The organism is Bradymonas sediminis (genome assembly GCF_003258315.1).
GTDB lineage: Bacteria > Myxococcota_A > Bradymonadia > Bradymonadales > Bradymonadaceae > Bradymonas > Bradymonas sediminis.
In genome coordinates, this window is record NZ_CP030032.1 from 2,958,728 (window position 1) to 2,981,703 (window position 22,976).

Here is a 22,976-nt window from a genome sequence, read left to right on the forward strand (position 1 = left end):
AATTCGCGAATTTAAAAAACAGCTATTTGCGCGCCCCCTTTCAACCCACAACCCCCCGCGAATAATCCTCGCGCTATGCGCCTTCCACCTCGGTGATTTCCGGCTCATCGAGCTGCGTCTCCAAATCCTGGATGCGCTGATTGGCGAGCATCACGGCGTATTTTGCGATGCCCGGAATCTGCGCTGCCGCCTCGCTAAACTTGGCGGTGGAGAGGAATAATAGGTGGCCGGCGGTCGCCATGACGAAATTGGCCATGGGGTTGCGATTGGATACGACACTCACGGCACCAAACACCTCGCCCGCGCCCAGGGTGTCGAGCGTGCGCTCCTGGCCGCGCGCGCTGCGGACCACATCGACCTGACCGTCGAGCACCAGGAAAATCCCCGCGCTCGCCTCGCCCTGCTCGATGAGGACTTCGCCGGCGTTGACACGAACACCGCAAAACCTACGCATTAAGTCCGCGCGCTGGGCAGGCTCTGCCTGCTCAAAAAGTGGGTGCGTCTCCAGGAACCCCTCGCTCAACGCGTGGCGGCGGAGGGTCGTGAGGCGATTGTAAAAATCGCCGAATTCCTGCTCAAGCGCGTCGATGCCATCCTCGCTGAGGCATAAGACGTCCGCCTGAACGCAGCTCGTCACCGTGAAACTTGCGGCCTGGGCCAAGGGGCCAAAGGAGCTCAGCCCAAGCAGCGTCCCGGCGGGCACCCGAGCGCGAGTGGGCTTTTCGTTGCCCGCCGCATTGGGGCGCTCTTCGATGCAAAACCCCTGAGCAATCGTCCAATACAAGCCCGCGGGGCGTTGGCCCTGCGTGAGCACGTCTTCACCGCGCGAAACCTCGCGTATCGTCATGAGTTCAATGACTCGACGTAGCGTATTCGCGGGGAGCAAGCTCAGCAGCGACAGGGGCGGAAGACTCGCGGCCGTCGCCTGCGCATCAAGCAAAGCCCCCTGCGCGCTGAGCGCGCGGGCGAGCAACTCGTTAAACACTTGCTCCTGCGCCGCCGTTGCAGCTTCCTGCGCGTTCACTTCTGCGCAATTCGCCTCGATCCGCGCGGCATCCACGCGGACGTCAGGCTCCATCAGCGCGCGAACGCGCGCGCCCGGATCCAGTCGCTCGCTGCGGACATGATAGCTGGCGCAAAACGCGGCGAGCAGCTCCTCACTGGAGCCGCCCAGGGCGCGGCGTTGAATCAGCGCGGTGATCGCGCGGGTGGGCTGGCCGGTCTCGGTCCAATAGCTGGCCACCATCTCCCAGAGCCGCGCGGCTCCGCCCTGGCGCCCGACATTGGCCAGAACCTTGGCCGCCCGCTCCGCCATCAACGCGCTCTCGTCGGGGAGGCAGGTGTCCGGATGGAAATATTCCAGGAGCATCAACGCCGCGCGCAGATTCGCGTCCTTGTCGATGGCGTCATCGAGCATCTCAAGGAGCGTGGCGCTGAAATCCTCGCCGTTGTGTCCGTCGAGAAGATTCGTAGGTCCCACGCCCGAATCACTACTAATACTGCCAGACTGGGTGCGTTCCATCGCGGCCTTTTTGCGAATCTAAAGACGTCGCTTTAGATGATTTAAAGTTATTCTCGGGTTCTCAAAACGACAAACTGCACTTACCTTAAATGAAAGGAGGCGCTTCGGACAACCACCTATCGGTATCCTCGACGAATTAGGCGGCCGCAGGCGCGGGGCGGCGCGCAACATGACTCGCGCCCAGGGTAATGCTATACTTTAGGGTGCGCATATAGCGGGAATAGATCCCTAAACTCTATTTGCTGTATATATCGCGGTGGCTAATCTTAAGCTCGTGCCCGATTAGCTGCGACGTTTCGTGCGGACTACGCTCGCGCAATCAGAATCGCTGACATTCAATTAGGAGCAGACCATGATGACTAAACGCGCGCCGAATTGGCTTCGCCTCGGAGCCGTCCCAGCAACGTTGCTGATGATGCTGATTGGGGCGCCTCAGATCGCGTCGGCCCAGGCCCCCCAGAAGACATTGGGAGACTGGCAGGCTTGCCTCAACGGGGCTCAGCCGAGCACCAAGAATATCCCGGCCTACTCGCCGGCGCAGGCGCGGGCCGCCATGGGGGCCGATCCCATGCTCGCCCAGGCCATCATGGACACCGACCCCAGCGGCGACCAGATCCTCTTCGACTTCGACGACGCGGTCCCGAATGAAGAGATCGTCGCGTTCGGCGAGCAGGTTGGCCTGCAGCTGCGGCTCAATAGCCAATATAGCGACGATGAGAACCTCTTCATCGCCGACGTCCCCGAGGGCGCGGTGCCGTATATTAAGGACTGCGTCCTCGCCAGCGCACCGGCAGGATTGATCGAGGCCGTCGAAGAGAACTTCGAATACTCGCTCTTTGGTCAGGCAGCCTCTGCCCGCGACATGAGCGCCGACGACAAAAGCGCAGCGCCGACGCCCGGCAACACCCCGCTCTTTGACGGGGCGCCGGACGACCCGCTCTACCAATTCCAATGGAACTTCAAACAGGTCGGCGCTGAGAGCGCCTGGAAGGTGTCGACCGGCCGTGGCGTGACCGTTGCGGTCATCGACACCGGCGTCGCCATGGAGAACGCTCCAGAGCGCGGCATCACCCGCCCCAAAGACCTCGACGGAACCGCCATGGTTGCGGGCTATGACTTCGTCGACAATAACGACTTCGCCTGGGATGGCCACGGCCACGGCACCCATGTCGCCGGCACCATCGCCCAGACCACCGACAATAGCTACGGCGTCGCCGGCCTGGCGTTCAACGCCAAGATCATGCCGCTTCGCGTCCTGAACTCGCAGGGCTTCGGACAGGTCTCCGACATCAGCGACGCGATTCGATTCGCCGCCGATAACGGCGCGCAGGTCATCAATATGAGCCTGGGCGGACCGCTCCCCAGCCTGGTCATGAGCCGCGCGATTAAATACGCCAACAAAAAAGGCGTGACCGTCGTGGCTGCAGCCGGCAACGGCGGCAAACGCGGCCCGAGCTACCCCGCTGCCTATAAGGGCGTCATCGCCGTCGCGGCGACCCAATTCGACCAGAACACCACCTTCTATTCGCAATGGGGTAAATTCGTCGATATCGCCGCGCCCGGTGGCAACACCCGCGTGGACCAAAACGGCGACGGGCGCCCCGACGGCATCATGCAGCAAACCCTGAAGGACGGCAAAACCGACCAGCATGACTTCCTCCTCTATATGGGAACGTCGATGGCGAGCCCCCATGTGGCCGCCGCCGCCGCGCTGGTTATCAGCCAGGGCATCACGCGTCCCGAAGAAGTCGAGAAGATCCTGACGAAGACCGCCGACGACTCCTTCCGCGACCGCTTCGACAGCGCCGAGGAATTCCAGGAGCACTACGGCGCCGGGCTGATGCAGGCCGATAAGGCCGTCAAAGCAGCCGCGCTTGGCCAGGGTTCGTGGCGCTTCGCCGGTGGCCTGCTCCTCGCAATCTTCGCCCTGGTGGGCGTGCGTCGAAAAGACCTGCTCGGCGTCGCCGGCGGCTTCCAACCCAAGGTCCTCGCCATCAGCGCGCTGAGCGCCAGTGGACTCTTCTTCCTGCCATTCCTCGTCGGCGACGCGGGCATCTTTGGGGCGGTCGTGAGCACGCTCGCCCATCCGCTGGCCGAGGCCGACCTGGCTCTATTCGGGGCGAATTTCAACCAGAACCCGCTGCTCGCCAGTTTCCTCATTCCCCTGGGCGCGGTGGCCCTGCTGGGCGGAAGCAAGCGCTGGAAATATATCGCCTCCGGCATCGCCCTGGGCATGGCAGGATTCCTGCTCACCGAGACCTTCCTCTTCACCTCGGACGTGCAGTGGATTCCGGGCACCGGACTGCTCGACCGCACGTGGCTTGGGCTCAACGGTCTGGTTAGCTTCGCCATCGGCTATTTCAGCCTGAAACGCTACTAATCTTGTCGTCCCCAGCCGGCCAATCGCCGGCTGGGCTAAACGCAAAAAAAGCGAGCCATTTGGCTCGCTTTTTTTGCTTTCGAATCAATGCACTCAATCGCTACTCAACTCGCAGCCTTTTCCCGAAATACCGGGATGCTCGAGATCGATTGCTCCCGCAGCCAGTCGCGCAGCAGGACAAAATGTTGGTGCGAGATATTTACGAAGCGCACCCCGACCAGTCCATCTTCACAGTCGTAGATTCGCTCGGCCTTAACATCCAGCGGCTCCGGTTGGCCCGGCAAGGTGAATTGCAATCGCAGCGCACTCGCGTCCTCGTCGCTCTTTCGATGCGGCTCCAACAAACGCATGAGCTGCATGCCGCTCAACGAGATATTCGTCGCCCGACAGATGTTGCGATTCCCGTTCTCCACCTTATTCAGAATAATGTCGCATTCCGTGCGCTCTTGCTCTCTTCGCGTCTCTTCCATGAGCTCTCTCCTACTGAATGTCCACGGCGCGCATCTCCCGCGCGCTTCCCGTGCATCGCCTGGCAACGCAGACCACTGCGCTCCACCGTGCAACCACGACCACTGAATACCACAGCGCCCCGGCCTGCCAAGTTTTTTGGGTCCTCCCTGGCTCACGCCCTCAACCGCCCTAAAAAGATCGCCCACGCGCCGTTTTACGCTATTCAATCCAGCCCACCAACTGATATGCTTCAGCCGCAATCCAATAATTTTACCCGACCAAAGGGAACGCTGATGAGCGCAGCACCGCAGCCTACAGACGCACCGAACTATGTCGAGAATGGCCTAACGCACTTCTCGGGCCAACAGTTTATGGCCCGCAAAAAGGTCTTCTCCTTTTTGGGTCAGCAATTTCATATCTATGGGCCGAACGCCGATCTGCGGTTTTATATCAAGCAAAAGGCATTCAAGCTCAAAGAGGCGATCACCGTCTATAGCGACGAAACCATGACCACCGAGGTCCTCAAGATTCAGGCGCGCAGCATCATGGACTTCTCGGGCACCTACGATGTGACGACGCCCCAGGGCGAGGCCATTGGCGCCCTTAAGCGCGACGGCCTAAAGAGCATCCTGCGCGACAAATGGCATGTCCTCGACGCCAGCGGTCAAACCGTCGGCACCATCGAAGAAGACTCAGCGGCCCTGGCCCTGGTGCGCCGCTTCCTGTCGAACCTGATACCGCAGTCCTTCACCGTCACCATCAAGGGGCAAAAGGCCGCGGAGTACCGTCAGCACTTCAACCCCTTTATCGCCAAATACGATATCGACTTCTCACTGGACCAGCAGGACCTCTTCGACCGCCGCCTCGGCATCGCGTCGGTGGTTTTGCTGCTCGCCATCGAAGGCCGCCAGGGCTAATTCATAGCGGCTCAGCCGGGGCGACTCCTTCGCCCCGGCCTCCACCGCACCCACGAAGCAATTCCCTTCTGCCAATCCGCCCCACCCGTGCTACAATGCTCACGATTTATCCCCCAAATGAGTAGTGCATTCATGAGCGCACCGAGGGCAACAGACGAAGTACCCGCGTTCGCTCGCAACGCGTTGAGCCGATTCGCCGGCGAGCGCTATACCGCGCGCAAGCAACCGCTCACGCTCTGGGGGAGCGTTTTTCGGGTCTACGGCCCCAACCAGAAGTTGCATTTTTTCGTCAAACAAAAGGCGTTTCGCTTCAAAGAAGCGATCACCATCTATCGCGACGAATCGATGGCGACCCCGCTGATCCGTATCCGGGCGCGCCATATGATCGACTTTTCGGCGGCCTATGATATCTCGACGCCGGCCGGCGAAGCGCTCGGCGTGCTCAAACGCGAGGGGCTCCGCAGCCTCTGGCGAGACCGCTGGCTCATCCAAAATAACGAGGGCGCCGAGATCGGTGTCATCGAGGAGGACCACCTCGCGCTGGCGCGCCGATTGATGCTCCACCTGCTCCCACAGGCCTTTTACGTCCAACTCTATGGCCAGCGCGTCGCCGTCTTTCGCCAGCACCTCAATCCGTTCGTGGCGCGCTTCGACATCGACTTCTCCCTGGACACCGAACAGTTGTTGGACCGGCGCCTGGGAATCGCGGCGGCCGTACTTTTGCTTGCCATCGAGCGGCGCCGCGGCTAAAGCAGTGCATCTTGACCGGCGCGACCAACCCGCCCCGGCACCACGCACTGCGGGCCGCGCCCTCCCCCAAAACATTTTTCGGAGAACCTTCCTCATGGCTGATCCACTCGCCATTTTGCAAAAGACCTGGGATAAACTCAAAAACGTGCCCAAAGGCGGCCATGTCTTCGGTCGAATCGTCGGCCGTATGGCGCCCTATACCGGGACCATCCGCCCCATCGTTCGCGACCTCGAGCGCGGCTACGCCCGTATCGAGATGCGCGACCGCAAACAGGTGCGAAACCACCTCAAGTCGATCCACGCCATCGCGCTGATGAACCTCGCCGAGGTCTCGTCGGGCCTCGCGTTCACGTATTCGCTGCCGCCGAAGACCCGCGCGATTTTGACCGGTCTGGAGATCGACTATCTCAAGAAAGCCCGCGGCACCCTGACCGCCGAGTGCCACTGCGAGATCCCCGAGACCAACGAGCGCGCCGAATACGTCCTCGAGGTCGTGACGCGCGACACCAGCGGCGACATCGTCACGCGCGCGCGCGCCAAATGGCTGATCGGTCCGCTGAACTAAGCGTCGCGAACGAACCGCGCCGCCTCGGTCTTCGACCCGACGGCAGCGCAGCACCCGCAGCACACCGCCCCGGCCCTCACGGTCCGGGGCGTTTTTTTGTGGAACCTGGCGTTTACCTTCGCCACACCCCGCAGAGCACTCTTGACTATGTCAAATAAATTAAACTAGGGAGAGGCAACGATTATCTATGGCGGCAAGAGCATCGAGCGGCAGTCAGCCTGACGTTCTCACCAGTGCGTTAATTCACAGGTGTCGGCCGCGTTGATCCACTGCCCCAGTCGCCGCCGGATCAATCGCCAAACCAATTCAGTAATCTGTAGCTATTTAGATATTCGTAGTTTTTATTATTTAGTGGGCGAATCGCCCCAAATTAATTGGAGAGAATTGATGAAGAAACTCGACAAAATGATGACCTTCGGCGCGGCTCTGATGAGCATGCTGCTGATCCTGAGCATTCTGGCCTGTGGCGGCGAAGACGACACGCCCCCACCGCCCCCCGAATCCAGCTTCGCGGAATGCGGCGGCATCCAGGGCCTCACCTGCGTGAACCCCGACGAGAATTGCATCTTCGAGCAGGCTCAAAACTGCGGCATGTGGGACCAGATGGGCACCTGCCAATTGGCGCCCGAGCTGTGCACCCGCGAATATGCGCCGGTCTGCGGTTGCGACGGACGCACCTATTCCAACGAGTGCAACGCGCTCGGCGCCGGCGTATCGGTTGCGCACGAAGGAGCATGCGACGCGCCCGTGCAGACCTGCGGTGGCCAGACCGGAAACACCTGCCCCGAGGGCACCGCGTGTGTCCCGAACGACCCGAACCAGTGCGGCATCGAGGCCGGCCCCGGCACCTGCCAGGAGCGCCCGACCATGTGCCCCGCCGTCTATGACCCGGTCTGTGGTTGCGACGGAAAAACCTACTCGAACGCCTGCGCCGCCGGCGTCGCCCACGTGTCGGTCGTGCACCAGGGCATGTGCAACGCCGAGCCCACCGCCTGTGGCGCGCGCCTCGGCGACACCTGCGACGCCGACCAGGTCTGCGTCTATAGCTCGAACGCCTATTGCGGTCGCGCCGACGCCACCGGCGAGTGCAAGTCGCGCCCGGAAGTCTGCTCGACCCAATATGACCCGGTCTGCGGTTGCGACGGCCAGACCTACACCAACGAGTGCAACGCCCTGCTCGAAGGCGTCTCGGTCGACTATGTTGGCGCGTGCAACTCCATGCCCGCCTACTAAAAGCTAAGGCGGCCGATGGCCGCCGCGCCTCGCACTAAGAAGCCCCGCTCTCCCAGAGAGCGGGGCTTTTTCATATGCGCCAGGCGCCAGCCCTCCACGATACTCACCGCCAAGTCGACCGCCGCCCAATTCATCGAAGCGATTTTGGGCAAAAAATAACGGCGCCCCGAGGGGCGCCGCTCAATCAATCATCCACCAATTCTGAACAATCATCCAATATCAAAACGGTGTAATTGTTTGTCCCGAACTCAGGCGTCGGAGGCGTCGCCTTCACCAGCGACAAGAAGACGCGTACGCGCGCGCTCCAGGGACTCACGATAGCGCTTCAGAAGCTCTTCGGTGTCCTCGACTTCCTCGACGTTGGTCAACTTCTCAAGGCGTCCGATCTCTTGCTCGGCTTCCTTGAACTCCGCGCGAGCGTGCTCGATATCGATATCGCTGACACCCTCGCAGCCCTGAGTGAGCACGCTGATCTTGTCGTCCAGGATTTCTGCGAATCCCTTGTCGATGAAGAAGCGGCGCTCGGTGCCGTTGTCGCGCAAGATCATCGCGCCGACGTCCAGGCCGGTCAAAAGAGGCAAATGCCCGGGCAAGATGCCCATTTGTCCCAACGATCCGGGGAGGACGACTTCGTCGACCTCCACGCTCAATACGGCTCGGGTCGGGGTCACAACTTCGAGTTTAATTTGCGCTGCAGCCATGATTTTCTCTCAGCGAGCCTAAAGTCTTCATAATGACCGGACGGCGCGGCGCGCGCGCCCGATCGGAGAAGCGATGCGTCTGTGATATCGAGGGCGCCGGCGTCCACGGACGCCGGCGCCCTCGGCTAGAATTAAACTTCTGCGGCCATCTCTTCGGCGCGTTTTTTGACGTCGTCCAGCGTGCCCTGCAGGTAGAATGCCTGCTCGGGAAGATGGTCGACCTCGCCGTTAAGAAGCGCCTCGAAGCCCGCGATGGTGTCTTCGAGTTTGACGTATTTACCGGGCATACCGGTGAACTGCTCGGCGACGTGGAAGGGCTGCGACAGGAAGCGCTGAATCTTACGCGCGCGCTCAACGGTCTTTTTGTCCTCGGGGGACAGCTCGTCCATACCGAGAATCGCGATGATGTCCTGAAGCTCGCGGTGACGCTGCAGCGTCTCCTGCACGCGACGGGCGACGTTATAATGCTCTTGGCCGACGACCGATGCCGACAGAATCGTCGAGGTCGAGTCGAGCGGGTCAATCGCCGGGTAGATACCCTGCGAGGCGAGCTGACGCGAGAGAACGGTGGTCGCATCCAAGTGAGCAAATGCGGTCGCGGGAGCCGGGTCAGTAAGGTCATCAGCGGGAACGTAGATGGCCTGAACGGAGGTAATCGAGCCGTTCTTGGTCGTCGTAATTCGCTCCTGAAGGTTACCCATCTCGGTGGCCAGCGTAGGCTGGTAACCGACTGCGGACGGGATACGTCCAAGGAGCGCGGAAACCTCCGAGCCTGCCTGGGTAAAGCGGAAGATATTGTCGATGAAGAGAAGCACGTCCTGGCCTTCTTCGTCACGGAAATACTCGGCGATGGTCAGCGCCGACAGGGCAACGCGCGCACGCGCTCCGGGGGGCTCGTTCATCTGACCGAAGCAAAGCGCAACCTTCGAGTTGGCCCAGTCGCCGTTGGCGGCCAGAACACCGGCCTCCATCATCTCGAAATAAAGGTCGTTACCCTCACGGGTACGCTCACCGACGCCGCCGAACACCGAGAAACCACCGTGCTCAAGCGCGATATTGTTGATGAGCTCCTGAATCAGAACCGTCTTACCAACACCTGCACCACCGAAGAGACCGACCTTACCACCACGTGCGTACGGGGCGAGCAAGTCGACAACCTTAATGCCCGTCTCGAAGGCTTCGGTCGCGACCGCCTGCTGCTCGAAGGGGGGCGGCTGACGGTGAATCGGCCAACGCTGCGTAGCCTCGGTCTCGAGCACTGCGGCGACGTTGGTCTTGGAGACCTGAACGACCTCGAAGTCGTGAATCGTGTCGGCGGTGGTGCCGCGGACTTTGACCGTGTAGGCGGTGTCGCTCTCGGAGTCGAGCGTACCGCGCACAGCCGTGCCATCTTTGAGTTGGAAAATGCTCACGCCGTCCACCGGGGTACCGGTGACGTTGAGGATACGTCCGAGCACCTCACGACCGACCGGAACCGTGATCATGGCGCCGGTATTTTTGACCTTGGCTCCACGGGTCAGACCGTCGGTGGAGTCCATGGCGATGGCGCGAACCACGCCCTCACCCAGGTGCAACGAGACTTCCAGAACGGTGTTCCATTCTTTGTCGCTCACCAGCGGGTTGGTAACCCGCAGCGCCGTCAGCGCGCCCGGCACGGAACCGGCCGGAAATGCGACGTCGACGACCGGTCCGGTGACCTGGCGAATCTCGCCATAAACGTTGGATTCGGTGTTCATTTTCTCTCTCCTGAATCTATTTCAAAAAGACTTCGAATTAATTTTGTTGCCCGAGTCATCACTTCGCGACGCGCCTCGGGTCGACCCAGTCGGGTCTTACCCTTTCAGCGATTCGGCACCACTGACGATCTCGCAGATTTCTTTGGTGATATAGGCCTGACGGGCGCGGTTATATTGCAGCGTCAACGACTCGATCATATCGCTGGCGTTCTTGGTCGCGCTGTCCATGGCGGCCATGCGCGAGCTCCACTCGGCCGCGTAGGACTCAAGCAGCGCCTGCAGCACCAGGACCTCGACGTAGGACGGGAGCATCTGGGCGAGCAACTCTTCCTCGCCGGGCTCATAAATATAGTCGGCCGACTCAGTCGCGGCCTCGGCGCCCTCCGCGCTCTCGAAAAGCTCCTGGCTCAACGGCAGCAGCGGCACAAGGCGCGTCTCATATTCGATCGCCGAGATGAACTCGTTATACGCGATATAGACGTTGTCGTACTCGCCGCTGGTGAAGAGCTCGACCGCATGTTTGGCCACGCGGCGCGCCTCATCGAATCCCGGCAGGTCGATCACATCGTCGAAATGCCCCACGGAGTGGCGCTTGGTGCGACGAAAATAGTTCTGACCCTTGGTACCCGCGGTCACCACCGACACCTTCTCGCCCGAGAGCTTCTCGTCGGCGATAAATTTATCGACCTTTCGAAAAAGGTAGGAGTTAAATCCACCGCAGAGACCCCGGTCACTCGAGATCGCGTACACCAGCACGCGATCGGCGTCCTCACGCTGGTCGAGCAGCGGATGTCCGCCGCCCTCCGCGCGCTGAACCAGGTTTCCGATCACCTCGCCCATCTTCGTGGCATAGGGGCGCGCAGCTTCGACGTTTTCCTGGGCGCGGGCCAATTTGGCCGCGGCCACCATCTTCATCGCGCTGGTGATCTTCTGGGTGTTCTTAATCGACCCAATTCGACTCTTAATATCTTTGAGGCTTGGCATAGTCTCATCGCAAATCAGTGTTGCCGCCAGACCAACGGTCCGGCGGCAGACAGGGTTGACACTTATTCGGCAGCGGCCGGCTCAAGAGAGGCCAGGAAGTTTGCCGTATATTCGTCGAGGATATCGAGCACCTGAGCGGTGACCTTGGACTGCTTATCGGTACGATATTTCTTACCGAATTTACCGTCGCCTTCGATCTTATCCCAGATCTCGGGGTCTTTGCTCTCAGCGAATTCGTAGAGGCCTTCCTCGTATTTGGCGAGGTCGGAGACCTCCAAGTCCATCACAAAGCCGACGTTGGCGGCGAAGATGATGAGGATCTGCTTGGAGACGCGAAGCGGAGAGAATTGCTTCTGCTTGAGGATTTCGACCAGACGCACACCCTTGGCCAGCTGGCGCTGGGTCGCTTCGTCGAGGTCGGAGGCGAACTGCGAGAAAGCCTCGAGCTCACGGAACTGAGCCAGGTCAAGCTTCAGCGTACCGGCGACGTTCTTCATCGCCTTAATCTGAGCAGCACCACCGACGCGGCTAACCGAGATACCCACGTTAATGGCGGGACGCACACCCGAGAAGAACAGGTCGGTCTCAAGGAAGATCTGACCGTCGGTAATCGAGATGACGTTGGTCGGAATATACGCCGAGACGTCGCCGGCCTGGGTCTCAATGATCGGAAGCGCGGTGAGGCTACCTGCACCCTCGACGTCGCTCATTTTAGCGGCGCGCTCAAGCAGACGGCTGTGAATGTAGAAGACGTCTCCAGGGTACGCTTCGCGTCCCGGCGGGCGACGAAGGAGCAGCGACAATTCGCGATACGCGACGGCCTGCTTGGAGAGGTCATCATACACGATCAGCGCGTGCTGGCCGTTATCACGGAAATACTCGCCCATGGCGACACCGGCGTACGGTGCGAGGTACTGCAGCGGCGCGGGGTTGGAAGCCGCGGCGCTGACGACCGTGGTGTACTCAAGGGCGCCGTGCTGACGCAGACGGTCCACGATCTGGGCGACCGTCGACTCTTTCTGGCCGATGGCGACGTAGATGCACTTAACGTCGAGGCCCTTCTGGTTGATGATCGTATCGATGGCGACAGCGGTCTTACCCGTCTGACGGTCACCAATGATAAGCTCACGCTGGCCACGTCCGATCGGGACCATGGAGTCGATGGCTTTCATGCCGGTTTGCAGCGGCTCGTGAACCGATTTACGCTCGATAATTCCGGGGGCTTTGACCTCGGCGCGACGACGCTCTTTGGCGTCGATCGGGCCTTTTCCGTCAATGGGCTGACCCAGCGGGTTGACGACGCGACCGAGCAGCTCCGGGCCGACCGGAACGTCGGTAATACGACCGGTACGTTTGACCTGGTCTCCCTCAACGATCTTGGAGCCGTCGCCCAGAAGCGCGGCACCAACGTTGTCTTCCTCGAGGTTAAGAACCATGCCCAGAACCCCGTGTGGGAATTCGAGCAACTCGCCGGCCTGGGCCTTCTCGAGCCCGTAAATGCGAGCGATACCGTCGCCGACCGAGATGACCGTGCCGGTTTCCTCGACGCCGACACGTTTATCGTAGTTCTCAATCTGCTCCTTAATAAGGGAACTGATCTCTTCGATATTAATGTCCATCTCTTTTCCCTGCCTCTGGGGGGCCGCCTGGTTGGCGAGCCCGCTATTAACGCTTTAAGAACACACCCTCTTGGGAGGGCGCGACTTACCAAATTTCAATGACTCAAAAAGTAGCTTCTGAGTCCGCTAGATAATTTATTGCTACGGTCCGCCTTGGCGGGGGACCGATTAAACTTCTGCCAGAATCGACTGGCGCAGCCGCTCAATATGGCTGCGGGTCGAGCCGTCATAGACCACGCTGCCGATGCGGGTGATCGCGCCGCCCAGAATCTCGGCGTCGGTGTCGGTCTCAAGCAACACATTCTTGCCCGTGAGCTTCACCAGCGCTGCCTTAATCTCGGCGCGCTGCGTGGCGTCCAGTTCGACCGCGCTGGTCACGTGGGCGCGGATATTGCCCAGGCGCTTGTCGACCATCTCGCCGAATTGGCGAGCGATGGCGCCGGCGACATCCACTCGATGGTTGTCGAGCAGAATCAGCGAGAAGTTACGCACCACCGGATCCCACTTATATTTATCGGCGATCGCGCGAATCACGTCGCGACGCTCGCTCAGCCGAAGACTCGGATTGAGCAATACGCTGCTGAAGGCCGGAACTTCTTCGAGAAGCTGAGCCAATTGGTTCAACTGCTCGCGAATGGTCTCGCAATTATCGCGCTCAACACCGATGTCGAGCAGCGCCTGCGCGTATCTTCTTGCAACTAATTCGCCTGCCATGAGTGCTCACTCTTAAATGCTAAAAGATGCTGGAAATTCAGCGACTTGACGCCCGGGCCGATTGCGGCCCAGGGCATAACTTATGCGGCGCGTCCGGAACCGTGGATCGCGTCCATCGAACTCAATTCTTTGGTATAGGAGTCAAGCAGGGCCTTCTGGCGACCGGCGTCCAATTCGGCGCGCGCGATGCTCTCGGCCTGCTCGACCGCCTGCTCTACCATCTGGCGCTCAAGGGAGGCCACCGCTTTCTTGATCTCTTGCTCAACGCTCGTTTTGGCGTCGGCGCGCATCTTATCGACCTGGGCTTTCGCCTCCTCGATGATGCGTTTTTTCTCGCGCTCGCCCTGCATATGGTACTCGTCGAGCAGCGCCTTGCGCTCGGCCTCAAGCGAGTCCAGGCGGGCGCTATACTCTTCGAGACGGGCTTCGGCCTCTTCGCGAAGCGCGCGCGCCTCGTCGAGGTTCTCCAGAAGTTGGGCCCGGCGCCCCTCGAAATGCTTCGTAATGCCGGGGCCGGCGAATTTATAGAGAATCCCGAGGAAAATCAGCAAATTAACAATGCTTACGCCCCAGGAAAGCCAATCAAACCCTCCGGCGGCGCCCGAGGCGGCGAAGGCCGGCTGGGCGAGCAGCAGCAACGCCGCGGCGATCGCCACAGCGACGCTGCGCGAGGTGCGGATGGTACGGCGGGCCTTGCCCAATTTCTGTGTTCGCAACTTCATGGCTCAATACCTATTTCAATCTGCTCGAATTCAACTGCGGCACTAACACCGCGGCGCCCGGGACGCAAAGGTCTGGGCGCGAGCGGCGAAGACGCAATGATTATTGGGGCAAAATCTGGCGGACCATATCACCAGCCAGCGACTTCGCGCGGGTCTGGATCGTGGCGCGAGCGGTCTGGACTTTGGCCTCGATCCGGCCGCGCTCCATCTCAAGGTCCTGCTGAATCTGCTCGCGGACCTCGCCGACCATATCGTTCTGCTCTTGGAGGCCCTGGTTTCGCAGGGACTCACGCACGTCGGTGGCGTCGCGGCGGGCCTGGCGCATCTTCGCCTCGTACTCCTCGATCACGCGGCCGGCGCGCGTCTGCATCTCAGCGGCCTCCTCTCGCGATCCGTCGACGCCCTCTTCACGCGCATCAACCGCCTTCAAATAGGGGCGAAAGAGCGTGAAGTGAAGGAATCCAAGAACGAACCAGAAAAGGACCATCTGGACGATGATCGTACCATCGATATCAATGGCCACGGCCGCGATAAGGGGCGTGGACTGAGTCGACAGGGCGCTGGATAGGGCCGATACGGCCAGGCTATTTAACATTATTAGGCTCTCTACTGAGGGACCATGACCGGTGGTGGTCGTCCGGGTTTCTCGCTTCCATTTTGGAAGTCTTCATCGCGTGAACTCGGGGCTCAATTTCAACGCCCTGGGAGCACGCGCGGCGGGACTAACACGCCCAATTCGAGAGTGTCAAGCCATAGGGTTAAAGGGGCGCGATCATCGCCAAGCGCCCTCGCCTTACGCGGGCGGCGATTCTATATGCGCCGGAGACGCCGAGATCGCTCGCGACGCCTTACTTATATGGCACGCACCGGGACGGCTTGCTGGTACGCGACGCACCGCAAATCCAAAGCGCCCCGAGAGCGCAACGCCTTGGCGATACGCAACGCCTCGCAGGCACGCAGCCCCCCTTCTGTCGCTTCGCGACATCTTCCCCAGAGGGGAAGATCTACTGTTGCTCCTGCGGGGCGCTCTTAGCACGCGGTGTTTGTGGCGCTTCTGGCACGCAATGGGTCTCTTCTCGCAACGCCTCAGCAACACGCATCAAAACGCAACCCATCGCCAACTTGGAGCGCCCCTAAACTCGCCCGCCCAAAGCGCCCCGAGAGCGCAACCGTAATTCTGCCCCCTTTGGGGGAAGATGGCGCGCGGAGCGCGTCAGAAGGGGGGACGCCGCGTTGGAGATGCGCTGCTTTAAAAGGTGCTCTATTTGGCGAGGCGTTGCTGGCACGCGACGCGCCGCGCCGACCGGGACGCGACGCAACATGATCCCTTCGTCGGGGCCACGCCCCACCGCGCCCATCCCGCCATATACTGCATCCTGGATGACGGGCCGGCGCAGCCGTTCATCACACGCAAACGGCGGGGGTTAATCCCTACTGGACAGGGTCGGACAATGCCTGCAGCGGGGGTCGACCCTAATTACATGCATTGCCGGAACGGGCGCACGGCAGGTCGCCGGGTGCTGCAGACTTGTCGAGACTGCGGGCGCTCACGGTGAGGTTGGAGAGGCTGGCGCAGCAAGCGAAGGCCCCGGCCAGCTTGACTGGCCGGTGAATACGACTGACGAGCCCAGACGGCAGCCCATCCGCCCTGGCGAGCGTGGAGCCGCGGATGTCGGTGTGCCGGTAGCCGGATTGGCGCTCGTCGCGCGCGCCGTCGACAAGCGAGCGCGCCTCCTCGACCATCACGGCGCCGTTGACCGGCACCCGCAACAGCATGATGCCCTCGTCGGGGCGGATCTCGGCGAGCCCGGCGAAGTCGATGACGCATTTTTTTTGACCGACTTTCTGGTCTTCCGTCGAATTCACCAGCAAAACAATCTGGTTGAGGTTTCTTTAACATATTTAATGAATTTATCTCCCGGAGCAAAGAAATGACAACCAATTCTACAAACCGAGGACTACACTTACGACTATCCTATTTACACCCCTTTTCCAACCACCTCTTCATATTTAAAAAAGAACAACTAAAAGCTCTACTTAAAACAAATATCAACATTGAATCCGTAACTCTAAACCATTCATCTATATTCGCAACTCTTTGTTCGCAACGCTTTCAATTTTCTTAATACGTTCGAAGTAGCTAGAGACCGATTCTTCGCTACGAGCTTTATCATAGTCAACCCATATCCTGAAAAACTCGTAACCAGCACGAACAAATTCTTTCAAGAAAGAATCCCTCGAAACCAACACCGCCCGAACCGGCTCCACACAAGGGTCTAAAACAAGTTTGACCGATTGATTCCGGTCGGGAATCATTTTCAATGTAATTGGCTGATCAAAAAAACCAATTTCCGCCGGGTCTCCATTTAGAAAGTCTTCCACCGCATTGATAAAATACCCCCACATATCAATAATGCTATCAAAAAAACTTTCATCCATGAACACGTTACCATTTACAATCAACTTGTAAATTCCTAACGGTTCACATTTATTTTCAGTATCTTCAAAAAGCGTGTCAGGGATTACTCTGGTCGCTTCCTCTAGCGATATAAAACTACCGTCGGACATCCGAATCACGTTCTCTATTTTCAAAACGCCTTTAGACTTCATAATCATCACTCCTTAACAGGAAAAGCAGTGCGGACATGACCGTCGCGCAAGCCCACCTTATAGGCCTGACCGTCCACGACCCCACGAATATATTGACTATCTCCGTTGCGATTAATTTTACTTTTATTCCGATGAATAATCTTCCCAACAACACCTTCTATATCATCAATCGTCATTTCAGACTTAAAGAAAGTTTGCGTTTTCTTTGTTGTACCAGTCCAATGCTTGGGATGGTGTCGCACGAGAATATGCTCCATATCTCTTTTGGTAAGGCGAACTTCAGCTTTGTCTCCCAGATTCCAGGTTTTACCTCGATATTTAGTCAATGCGTTTTTGGCAACATGTGGCGCCTTCGCCTTGTGAGCAGCACGAGCACTTTTGACCTTTTTGACGCCTTTGCCAATACCTCCAAATCTGCCCCCTGTAGCAGCATTAAAAGCTTCCTCACCCAGTGAATTCCGCGCAACAGTCTGCTCACCCAAATCAGGTGTATTCGACGTATTATCTCCGAACATACCGGCGATGCCAGGAACGGCGACGTATTCAGCGAAAAAGCCCACTATAGGTTCGACGATAGCCCGCTGTAGTTCTGGGTCAACAACCCCAGTAATCACGCTGCTGAAAGTACCTTCTGGATCGATGCGCCCCACCGGATTATTTCGTGAATAAGAGTACAGATTTAACTCCTGCCCCCCAACCGTATCCACCTCCGGCGCCGCCAACAACAACGGATCCGGCGACAACCACCGCCTCAACTCCGGGTCATAAACCCTGGCCCCCATAAAATACCACCCGGTCGCCGGGTCCGGCTCAAAGCCGACAAATTGGTGGGTCGGCGCGTCGAGCTCGCTGACCCGAAGCGTCTCGCCCCACGCGCTGTATTCGGCCTCCTCAAACGGCAGCGACATCTGCTCGGACCAGTCGGCCCGGGCGAGCGTGGAGCCGCGGATGTCGGTGTGCAGGTAGCCGGATTGGCGCTCGTCGCGCGCGCCGTCGATGAGCGAGCGCGCCTCCTCGACCATCACCGCGCCGTTGACCGGCACGCGCAACAGCATGATGCCCTCGTCAGGGCGAATCTCGGCGATCCCGGCGAAGTCAATGATGCGCTTCTTTTGGCCGGTGAGGTTGTTGGTCGTCTCGCGCAGGACGCGGCGGCCGCCCTCGCCGCAGACGTGGCGGGTGGTTTACTCTGTGCTCATCCAAGGTTTTCGTTGTTGTCGTTCGCCCCGGCTTTCACAATCATTCGGACTTTGAACTTATAAAATCCCCCGACGCGCGATGATATTGTGAAGCCACTCGACGTCAGAATTATCCTCCCAAAACTTCAGCAACTCATCCTGTTCCTGCTGTGCAAAGGGTGCTGTCGACAGCAATGTCTTTATAAAGTCAGGCTCGCCACCGATGATCGCGTGAAGCTCATGCGATATCATCCCCCCCCATTTACCGCTCGGAGACCAAATACTATTTTCCACCCGAATACCGATCTCACAGTATTCGGCATATTGAGTATCTGGCGTCATTCGCCAGCTTTGTGCCGCTTCAAAAGACTTTGATTCAAGCTCACTTTCCAAAATGAGTGCTTCGCCCGCACCGCTTTGAAGTACCGCGGCCATCAACGCGTCATATTGATGCTCTTCAAAGTGATAGCCGTAGGTCGGATAAAACAAAAGCACATTCCAATCTTCACGAAAGGGGTCTCCGAACGGATTATTGCTAGCAAACGCCTGCTTCCAAGTTTGAAGAAGCTGAGCTCGTTCTTGTTTCGTTGTAAGAGTGTCTACCATTTGCTTTCTCCAATAAATTTTAATTTCCTAACACCATCTTCAACACCATGAACATCCACTGTTGGCGGTCCAAATTTTAACGTTTCTCGCAAGGTAATATGCCCACCCTTTCCACCTTTTGCTACAAATACGCCGCCCTTGGCTTCCGTGACAACATTCCCATTCCTCAAGCGATCGAATACTTTCCGCGCATCGTTTGCATCACCTTGTAGCTCCCGTACACCTCTTCTTTTGCCAGGACGCCCGAGGTTTTTAAGTGTGATGTTTTTCGAATATAGAGCACTCTTCCACTTCAATTGCTCTCGCGAAAACTGACTTATCTCTTGCCCTGCCTTGGCGGTCTTATGTGCATTTTCAAGTGATGTGGTAACTTTTACTGTATTGTCGGCTGCGTTCGAATTTTTGGCTGACTTCAGCAGACGAGCAGCTTTGCCAACAAGCTTAAAAAGCCCTTTAGCTGCCATCGCAATTCCCTTACCACCGAGTTCAATTGTCCCGGTTTTGAGACCGTAATCAATTTCATCCTCACAACCCACACCACAGTTCGCCAAAAGCCCTTCGGGATCAGTAAATGTTATTGGATTGTTTTTTGAGTACGTATAAAGATTGAGCTCGTCGCCGTTAACGCTGTTGATATCCGGCGCAGCCAACAACAACGGATCCGGCGACAACCAACGCCTCAACTCCGGGTCATAAACCCTGGCCCCCATAAAATACCACCCGGTCGCCGGGTCCGGCTCAAAGCCGACAAATTGGTGAGTAGGCGCGTCGAGCTCGCTGACCGACAGCGTCTCGCCCCACGCACCGTATTCGGCCTCCTCAAACGGCAGCGACATCTGCTCAGACCAGTCGGCCCTGGCGAGCGTGGAGCCGCGGATGTCGGTGTGCAGGTAGCCGGATTGGCGCTCGTCGCGGGCGCCGTCGATGAGCGAGCGCGCCTCCTCGACCATCACGGCGCCGTTGACCGGCACGCGCAACAGCATGATGCCCTCGTCGGGGCGAATCTCGGCGAGCCCGGCGAAGTCGATGACGCGTTTCTGGTACGCGACGTTTCGCCGCGCGACGCCTTGCCGATACGCAACGCAGCGGAGCGCGTCAGAAGGGGGGCGTCGCGCTGGAGAGACGTTGCTTTAATAAGCACTCTATTTAGCGAGGCGGCGCTGGCACGCGACGTAACATGATGCCCTCATCGGGGGAGATCTCGGCGAAGTCGATGACGCGCTTTATATTGATCGGTGAGGTTATCAGTCGTCGCCCGCAGCACTCGGCCCTCGCCGCAGACGTGGCGGGTGGTTTGGTTGGCGATAAGTGTATTCGGGCCGCCCCAACTGATTATCTATCAAATCGACCACCGCGTGGGGCCTTGCCGCCCCACGCGGTGGTCGATCCAGGAAGCTAAAACTAGTGATAAATACTAAGATGAGAATGCGGTGACATAATGATGCACGAAGAGTCTCTCTCGACTCGTTAGTCGTTCACAGGACCCAATACACCCGCAGCCATCAACTCTGAGTGTAGCTGATGGAGATGTTTGATGCCGTCATTTCGCTCGGAAGACGGTGGCTCTTCACCCGTTATAATAATATTGCCAGAATCTATCTGAACAACTTTGAACGCTTCTCCCAACTCCGGAAGTGGCCCTCTTTCGTTCTCAAGGAATAACATCCAACCCATCTCGGGCGCGTCGACCTCCAGCTCTGGCACTGCATCCATAATTTCATCATTCCAGATATTCGCCCAACTAGGCTCCCATATCTCAATCAGCGCTCGAAGAATACTAAATATTTCATCTAACTCTAGGCGTGGGTTCACATCTGGAAGGTTCAAGATGACACTATTAAATGGCCCATATGGTCCGTGATTGTATCCACCACAATGGACTATAAGCTTTCCTAATTCGTCATCACCATAAGAATACCAAGTTCGAACAGAAAAGCCCAATTCGTCGGCCATTTTTGGCGGTGCCACCGTATCACGCCCCTCTTCTATGAAACGTGTTAATTGTGTGTGGTCTAGATGATGCTCTTCATTGGCTTGACCAGGGCCGTTAATGCCCTGATACCATTGCTGAAATTCAGGAGCCAACTGGGCCAGTCGCTCCAGGGATGTTTTAAAACGATGGGCACATTCTGCCGCTGTTTCACGTCGTTCGCCCCAGAATAATCGCACTAAAAATCTGTTATTCAATTTTGTCCTCTTATTTAGTCAACGGGTTCAATGTGCTTCACATTTATACCCTTTACCCTCTGTGACTTCAAAAGCTCCTTGATGGTACTCGCAGCCTTTTCTTCGGCAACATGCCACTCAACCTTTGCCCCCTTGGCGGCATTAACTTGGCGCCTAGCTTGGTCGAGCAACTTCGTTGCCCCGTCAAACCAATCTTCAAACTCACCAGTCTTTTTGCTGATAAATTTCGCATAGCCGGGCCCTTTCGCCTCTAATAACACACCGTCCTTAAGTCCATCAAAATCCACACCCTTCAGGTTGAATTCAATATTCGCGGCCGTTCCAGTAATTTGCGATTGATATTTTGCAGCTCGGACTGACATGCTCCGATTTCGCGGTACAAATCTGCCAAGACGTCCGATAGGTAAGGCAGCCATGCCAGCGGACAATGCAGCCGGAGCATAATTCCCTATACCCGCCGAATCCACGGCATTCGCCACATCCACAGGCCCAGATGCCGCGATTGCAAGCATCCCCATTGCTCCTGTCATAACAGCGGCGCTTACCCCCTGCACAAATGGCGAAAAATGAGGCGGTGATCCTGCGATTTGTCCGCGACGGTCGTCGCCGACGGCCCGGCTATCATAGTCGGCAGATGCGATTCGAATGTTGCCGGTAGGGTCAATGAATCCCACAGGGTTATTGCCTGTATAGGAATAGAGATTCAACTCCAGACCTTCAGCGCTATCCACCTGCGGCGCCGCCAACAACAACGGATCCGGCGACAACCACCGCCTCAATGCCGGGTTATAAACCCTGGCTCCCATAAAATACCACCCGGTCGCCGGGTCCGGCTCAAAGCCGACAAATTGGTGGGTCGGCGCGTCGAGCTCGCTGACCCGAAGCGTCTCGCCCCACGCACCGTATTCGGCCTCCTCAAACGGCAGCGACATCTGCTCGGACCAGTCGGTTTTGGCGAGCGTGGAGCCTCGGATATCGGTGTGCAGGTAGCCGGATTGGCGCGCGTCGAGCCCGCCGTCGACTAGTGAGCGCGCCTCCTCGACCATCACGGCGCCGTTGACCGGCACACGCAACAGCATGATGCCCTCGTCGGGGCGGATCTCGGCGAGCCCTGCGAAGTCGATGACGCGTTTCTTTTTGCCGGTGAGGTTGTTGGTCGTCTCGCGCAGGACGCGGCGCCCGCCCTCGCCGCAGACGTGGCGGGTGGTTTTGTCGGCGACGATCTGGGACCCCCGGACGCACTGGGGTCTCGGCTACCCGGTCGATTTGGGCCATGCAGCCGGCGGCGTCGTAAAAGACATCCATCAACGTTTCGCGGTCGCTCGTGGCGCCCTCGCCGGGCTCGAATACGCCTTGATAAATCACCCGCCCGTTTTGGTCGTAATTGAGTTTACGAAACGGGTCCTGGTTTATACGGGGTGTTGGGTGCTGCAGGCCGCTCGAGATTGCGGGTGCTCAGGGTGAGGGTCGTGCCTGCGCAACCGACGGCCCCGTTGACCGCAGCACGATCTCCCCACCGAGGCGGAGTTCGACGAAATCGATAAACTACTCCATCAAACTTGTACAACATGAGCTGCTAAAGTCGATATGGCTGCCTCTTCAACACCAAAACAAAACCAGCTTATGCAAGTTCACCATCCTCATAATGGTAGTGTTCAAGATGTGCTGAGGTAAAACGCTGAATAAACTCCGGAGAGTTTTGCTGTTCCTCGGAAGGAGCAAACAATTCTTCCGTCACAGCCCATTCAAAAACTGTCATATCTAATGGATATTCTGTAAGAACTCCTGTTAATCCAAATCGCTCAATTTCAGTTTCTGCGAGCTTACGTGTACTAAACACACCGCACGGGAAACGCGCACAAGCACCGTTAAACACCCAAAGGCCGCTTAAGTTATCTCTTCCCATATTATACTCCTCTTACCATCAGTTACTGGAGGGAACTCATGACAGAAATAAGACCACCAATTGACCAGTAAATCAAACAAATCGGGCACTTCAAAAGTGTTCTAAAGCTATATTTCCATAATTGATCTGTTCATTGAACGACACCGCCATATTTTTCTTGATATTGATTCCATCTTCCAATTTTTTTCCCTGCCTT

The 22,976-nt window shown here is 58.1% G+C and carries 22 protein-coding genes; 5 read left to right on the top strand and 17 right to left on the bottom strand.

Annotated elements, in window-relative coordinates:
• Positions 1 to 73 precede the first annotated feature (73 nt).
• Positions 74 to 1,522, bottom strand: a complete 1,449-nt coding sequence (locus tag DN745_RS11100; protein WP_111334836.1) for a cyclic nucleotide-binding domain-containing protein — start codon at positions 1,520 to 1,522, stop codon at positions 74 to 76.
• 352 nt (positions 1,523 to 1,874) lie between these two features.
• On the opposite strand from DN745_RS11100, the gene DN745_RS11105 reads away from it, so the two are divergent.
• A complete protein-coding gene (locus DN745_RS11105; protein WP_111334838.1) occupies positions 1,875 to 3,902 on the top strand; it encodes a S8 family serine peptidase in 2,028 nt (675 codons plus the stop codon).
• A gap of 104 nt (positions 3,903 to 4,006) precedes the next feature.
• Here DN745_RS11105 and DN745_RS11110 read toward each other — a convergent pair whose 3' ends face one another.
• On the bottom strand, positions 4,007 to 4,372 hold the full coding sequence (locus DN745_RS11110) for a PilZ domain-containing protein (RefSeq protein WP_111334840.1): 366 nt from the start codon (positions 4,370 to 4,372) through the stop codon (positions 4,007 to 4,009).
• 273 nt (positions 4,373 to 4,645) lie between these two features.
• On the opposite strand from DN745_RS11110, the gene DN745_RS11115 reads away from it, so the two are divergent.
• The 4 genes from DN745_RS11115 (at position 4,646) to DN745_RS19575 (ending at position 7,817) form a co-directional block, all read left to right on the top strand.
• On the top strand, positions 4,646 to 5,269 hold the full coding sequence (locus DN745_RS11115) for an LURP-one-related family protein (protein WP_204354973.1): 624 nt from the start codon (positions 4,646 to 4,648) through the stop codon (positions 5,267 to 5,269).
• 132 nt (positions 5,270 to 5,401) lie between these two features.
• On the top strand, positions 5,402 to 6,019 hold the full coding sequence (locus DN745_RS11120) for an LURP-one-related family protein (protein ID WP_204354974.1): 618 nt from the start codon (positions 5,402 to 5,404) through the stop codon (positions 6,017 to 6,019).
• 94 nt (positions 6,020 to 6,113) lie between these two features.
• Complete coding sequence (locus DN745_RS11125) at positions 6,114 to 6,584, top strand: hotdog fold domain-containing protein (RefSeq protein WP_111334846.1); 471 nt, start codon at positions 6,114 to 6,116, stop codon at positions 6,582 to 6,584.
• Between the two features lie 387 nt (positions 6,585 to 6,971).
• Positions 6,972 to 7,817 (top strand): Kazal-type serine protease inhibitor family protein, encoded by an 846-nt coding sequence (locus DN745_RS19575; RefSeq protein ID WP_204354975.1) that lies wholly within the window; start codon positions 6,972 to 6,974, stop codon positions 7,815 to 7,817.
• A 248-nt stretch (positions 7,818 to 8,065) separates the two neighbouring features.
• Here the strand turns inward: DN745_RS19575 and atpC are convergent, their stop codons facing one another.
• The 15 genes from atpC to DN745_RS11220 all read right to left on the bottom strand — a co-directional run bounded on the left by atpC (position 8,066) and on the right by DN745_RS11220 (position 22,780).
• Positions 8,066 to 8,518: an ATP synthase F1 subunit epsilon gene (gene atpC, locus DN745_RS11145; RefSeq protein WP_111334848.1), complete on the bottom strand. Its 453-nt coding sequence runs from the start codon at positions 8,516 to 8,518 to the stop codon at positions 8,066 to 8,068.
• A gap of 131 nt (positions 8,519 to 8,649) precedes the next feature.
• A complete protein-coding gene (gene atpD / locus DN745_RS11150; protein ID WP_204354976.1) occupies positions 8,650 to 10,254 on the bottom strand; it encodes a F0F1 ATP synthase subunit beta in 1,605 nt (534 codons plus the stop codon).
• A 96-nt stretch (positions 10,255 to 10,350) separates the two neighbouring features.
• Positions 10,351 to 11,238 (bottom strand): ATP synthase F1 subunit gamma, encoded by an 888-nt coding sequence (gene atpG, locus DN745_RS11155; protein ID WP_111334850.1) that lies wholly within the window; start codon positions 11,236 to 11,238, stop codon positions 10,351 to 10,353.
• Positions 11,239 to 11,300: 62 nt separating this feature from the next.
• Positions 11,301 to 12,857, bottom strand: coding sequence for a F0F1 ATP synthase subunit alpha (gene atpA, locus DN745_RS11160; RefSeq protein WP_111334852.1), 1,557 nt, complete (start codon positions 12,855 to 12,857; stop codon positions 11,301 to 11,303).
• A 168-nt stretch (positions 12,858 to 13,025) separates the two neighbouring features.
• Positions 13,026 to 13,571: an ATP synthase F1 subunit delta gene (gene atpH, locus DN745_RS11165; protein ID WP_111334854.1), complete on the bottom strand. Its 546-nt coding sequence runs from the start codon at positions 13,569 to 13,571 to the stop codon at positions 13,026 to 13,028.
• A gap of 80 nt (positions 13,572 to 13,651) precedes the next feature.
• The gene (locus tag DN745_RS11170) at positions 13,652 to 14,293 is read right to left on the bottom strand and encodes a F0F1 ATP synthase subunit B family protein (protein ID WP_111334856.1); all 642 of its coding nucleotides are present in this window, start codon (positions 14,291 to 14,293) and stop codon (positions 13,652 to 13,654) included.
• 100 nt (positions 14,294 to 14,393) lie between these two features.
• Entirely contained in the window at positions 14,394 to 14,888 is a 495-nt protein-coding gene (locus DN745_RS11175) for an ATP synthase F0 subunit B (RefSeq protein ID WP_111334858.1), read from the bottom strand.
• 878 nt (positions 14,889 to 15,766) lie between these two features.
• On the bottom strand, positions 15,767 to 16,165 hold the full coding sequence (locus DN745_RS11180; protein ID WP_111334859.1) for a hypothetical protein: 399 nt from the start codon (positions 16,163 to 16,165) through the stop codon (positions 15,767 to 15,769).
• Between the two features lie 210 nt (positions 16,166 to 16,375).
• Entirely contained in the window at positions 16,376 to 16,903 is a 528-nt protein-coding gene (locus DN745_RS11185) for a hypothetical protein (RefSeq protein WP_133621759.1), read from the bottom strand.
• A 5-nt stretch (positions 16,904 to 16,908) separates the two neighbouring features.
• The gene (locus tag DN745_RS11190; protein ID WP_111334863.1) at positions 16,909 to 17,958 is read right to left on the bottom strand and encodes an RHS repeat-associated core domain-containing protein; all 1,050 of its coding nucleotides are present in this window, start codon (positions 17,956 to 17,958) and stop codon (positions 16,909 to 16,911) included.
• Between the two features lie 201 nt (positions 17,959 to 18,159).
• Positions 18,160 to 18,687, bottom strand: coding sequence for a hypothetical protein (locus DN745_RS11195; protein WP_111334865.1), 528 nt, complete (start codon positions 18,685 to 18,687; stop codon positions 18,160 to 18,162).
• Positions 18,681 to 19,670 carry an RHS repeat-associated core domain-containing protein gene (locus tag DN745_RS11200; protein WP_111334867.1) on the bottom strand — a complete coding sequence of 330 codons (990 nt, stop codon included), beginning with the start codon at positions 19,668 to 19,670 and terminating at the stop codon, positions 18,681 to 18,683. The genes DN745_RS11195 and DN745_RS11200 overlap by 7 nt, the downstream gene beginning before the upstream one ends.
• 484 nt (positions 19,671 to 20,154) lie before the next feature.
• Positions 20,155 to 20,874, bottom strand: a complete 720-nt coding sequence (locus DN745_RS11205) for an Imm52 family immunity protein (RefSeq protein ID WP_133621758.1) — start codon at positions 20,872 to 20,874, stop codon at positions 20,155 to 20,157.
• A gap of 14 nt (positions 20,875 to 20,888) precedes the next feature.
• Positions 20,889 to 21,953, bottom strand: coding sequence for an RHS repeat-associated core domain-containing protein (locus DN745_RS11210; protein ID WP_111334871.1), 1,065 nt, complete (start codon positions 21,951 to 21,953; stop codon positions 20,889 to 20,891).
• A 542-nt stretch (positions 21,954 to 22,495) separates the two neighbouring features.
• Positions 22,496 to 22,780, bottom strand: coding sequence for a DUF7710 domain-containing protein (locus DN745_RS11220; RefSeq protein ID WP_111334875.1), 285 nt, complete (start codon positions 22,778 to 22,780; stop codon positions 22,496 to 22,498).
• Positions 22,781 to 22,976 lie beyond the last annotated feature (196 nt).

Bases quoted from the DNA above. Each gene is read 5' to 3' on its own strand.
- atpC (WP_111334848.1), bottom strand. From the start codon at position 8,518: ATGGCTGCAGCGCAAATTAAACTCGAAGTTGTGACCCCGACCCGAGCC.
- DN745_RS11190 (WP_111334863.1), bottom strand. From the start codon at position 17,958: ATGCTGTTGCGCGTGCCGGTCAACGGCGCGGTGATGGTCGAGGAGGCG.
- atpA (WP_111334852.1), bottom strand. From the start codon at position 12,857: ATGGACATTAATATCGAAGAGATCAGTTCCCTTATTAAGGAGCAGATT.
- DN745_RS11105 (WP_111334838.1), top strand. From the start codon at position 1,875: ATGATGACTAAACGCGCGCCGAATTGGCTTCGCCTCGGAGCCGTCCCA.
- DN745_RS11110 (WP_111334840.1), bottom strand. From the start codon at position 4,372: ATGGAAGAGACGCGAAGAGAGCAAGAGCGCACGGAATGCGACATTATT.
- atpH (WP_111334854.1), bottom strand. From the start codon at position 13,571: ATGGCAGGCGAATTAGTTGCAAGAAGATACGCGCAGGCGCTGCTCGAC.
- DN745_RS11100 (WP_111334836.1), bottom strand. From the start codon at position 1,522: ATGGAACGCACCCAGTCTGGCAGTATTAGTAGTGATTCGGGCGTGGGA.
- DN745_RS11195 (WP_111334865.1), bottom strand. From the start codon at position 18,687: ATGGTAGACACTCTTACAACGAAACAAGAACGAGCTCAGCTTCTTCAA.
- DN745_RS11200 (WP_111334867.1), bottom strand. From the start codon at position 19,670: ATGCTGTTGCGCGTGCCGGTCAACGGCGCCGTGATGGTCGAGGAGGCG.
- DN745_RS11125 (WP_111334846.1), top strand. From the start codon at position 6,114: ATGGCTGATCCACTCGCCATTTTGCAAAAGACCTGGGATAAACTCAAA.
- DN745_RS11175 (WP_111334858.1), bottom strand. From the start codon at position 14,888: ATGTTAAATAGCCTGGCCGTATCGGCCCTATCCAGCGCCCTGTCGACT.
- DN745_RS11170 (WP_111334856.1), bottom strand. From the start codon at position 14,293: ATGAAGTTGCGAACACAGAAATTGGGCAAGGCCCGCCGTACCATCCGC.
- DN745_RS19575 (WP_204354975.1), top strand. From the start codon at position 6,972: ATGAAGAAACTCGACAAAATGATGACCTTCGGCGCGGCTCTGATGAGC.
- DN745_RS11210 (WP_111334871.1), bottom strand. From the start codon at position 21,953: ATGCTGTTGCGTGTGCCGGTCAACGGCGCCGTGATGGTCGAGGAGGCG.
- DN745_RS11220 (WP_111334875.1), bottom strand. From the start codon at position 22,780: ATGGGAAGAGATAACTTAAGCGGCCTTTGGGTGTTTAACGGTGCTTGT.
- DN745_RS11120 (WP_204354974.1), top strand. From the start codon at position 5,402: ATGAGCGCACCGAGGGCAACAGACGAAGTACCCGCGTTCGCTCGCAAC.
- DN745_RS11185 (WP_133621759.1), bottom strand. From the start codon at position 16,903: ATGAAGTCTAAAGGCGTTTTGAAAATAGAGAACGTGATTCGGATGTCC.
- atpG (WP_111334850.1), bottom strand. From the start codon at position 11,238: ATGCCAAGCCTCAAAGATATTAAGAGTCGAATTGGGTCGATTAAGAAC.
- DN745_RS11115 (WP_204354973.1), top strand. From the start codon at position 4,646: ATGAGCGCAGCACCGCAGCCTACAGACGCACCGAACTATGTCGAGAAT.
- atpD (WP_204354976.1), bottom strand. From the start codon at position 10,254: ATGAACACCGAATCCAACGTTTATGGCGAGATTCGCCAGGTCACCGGA.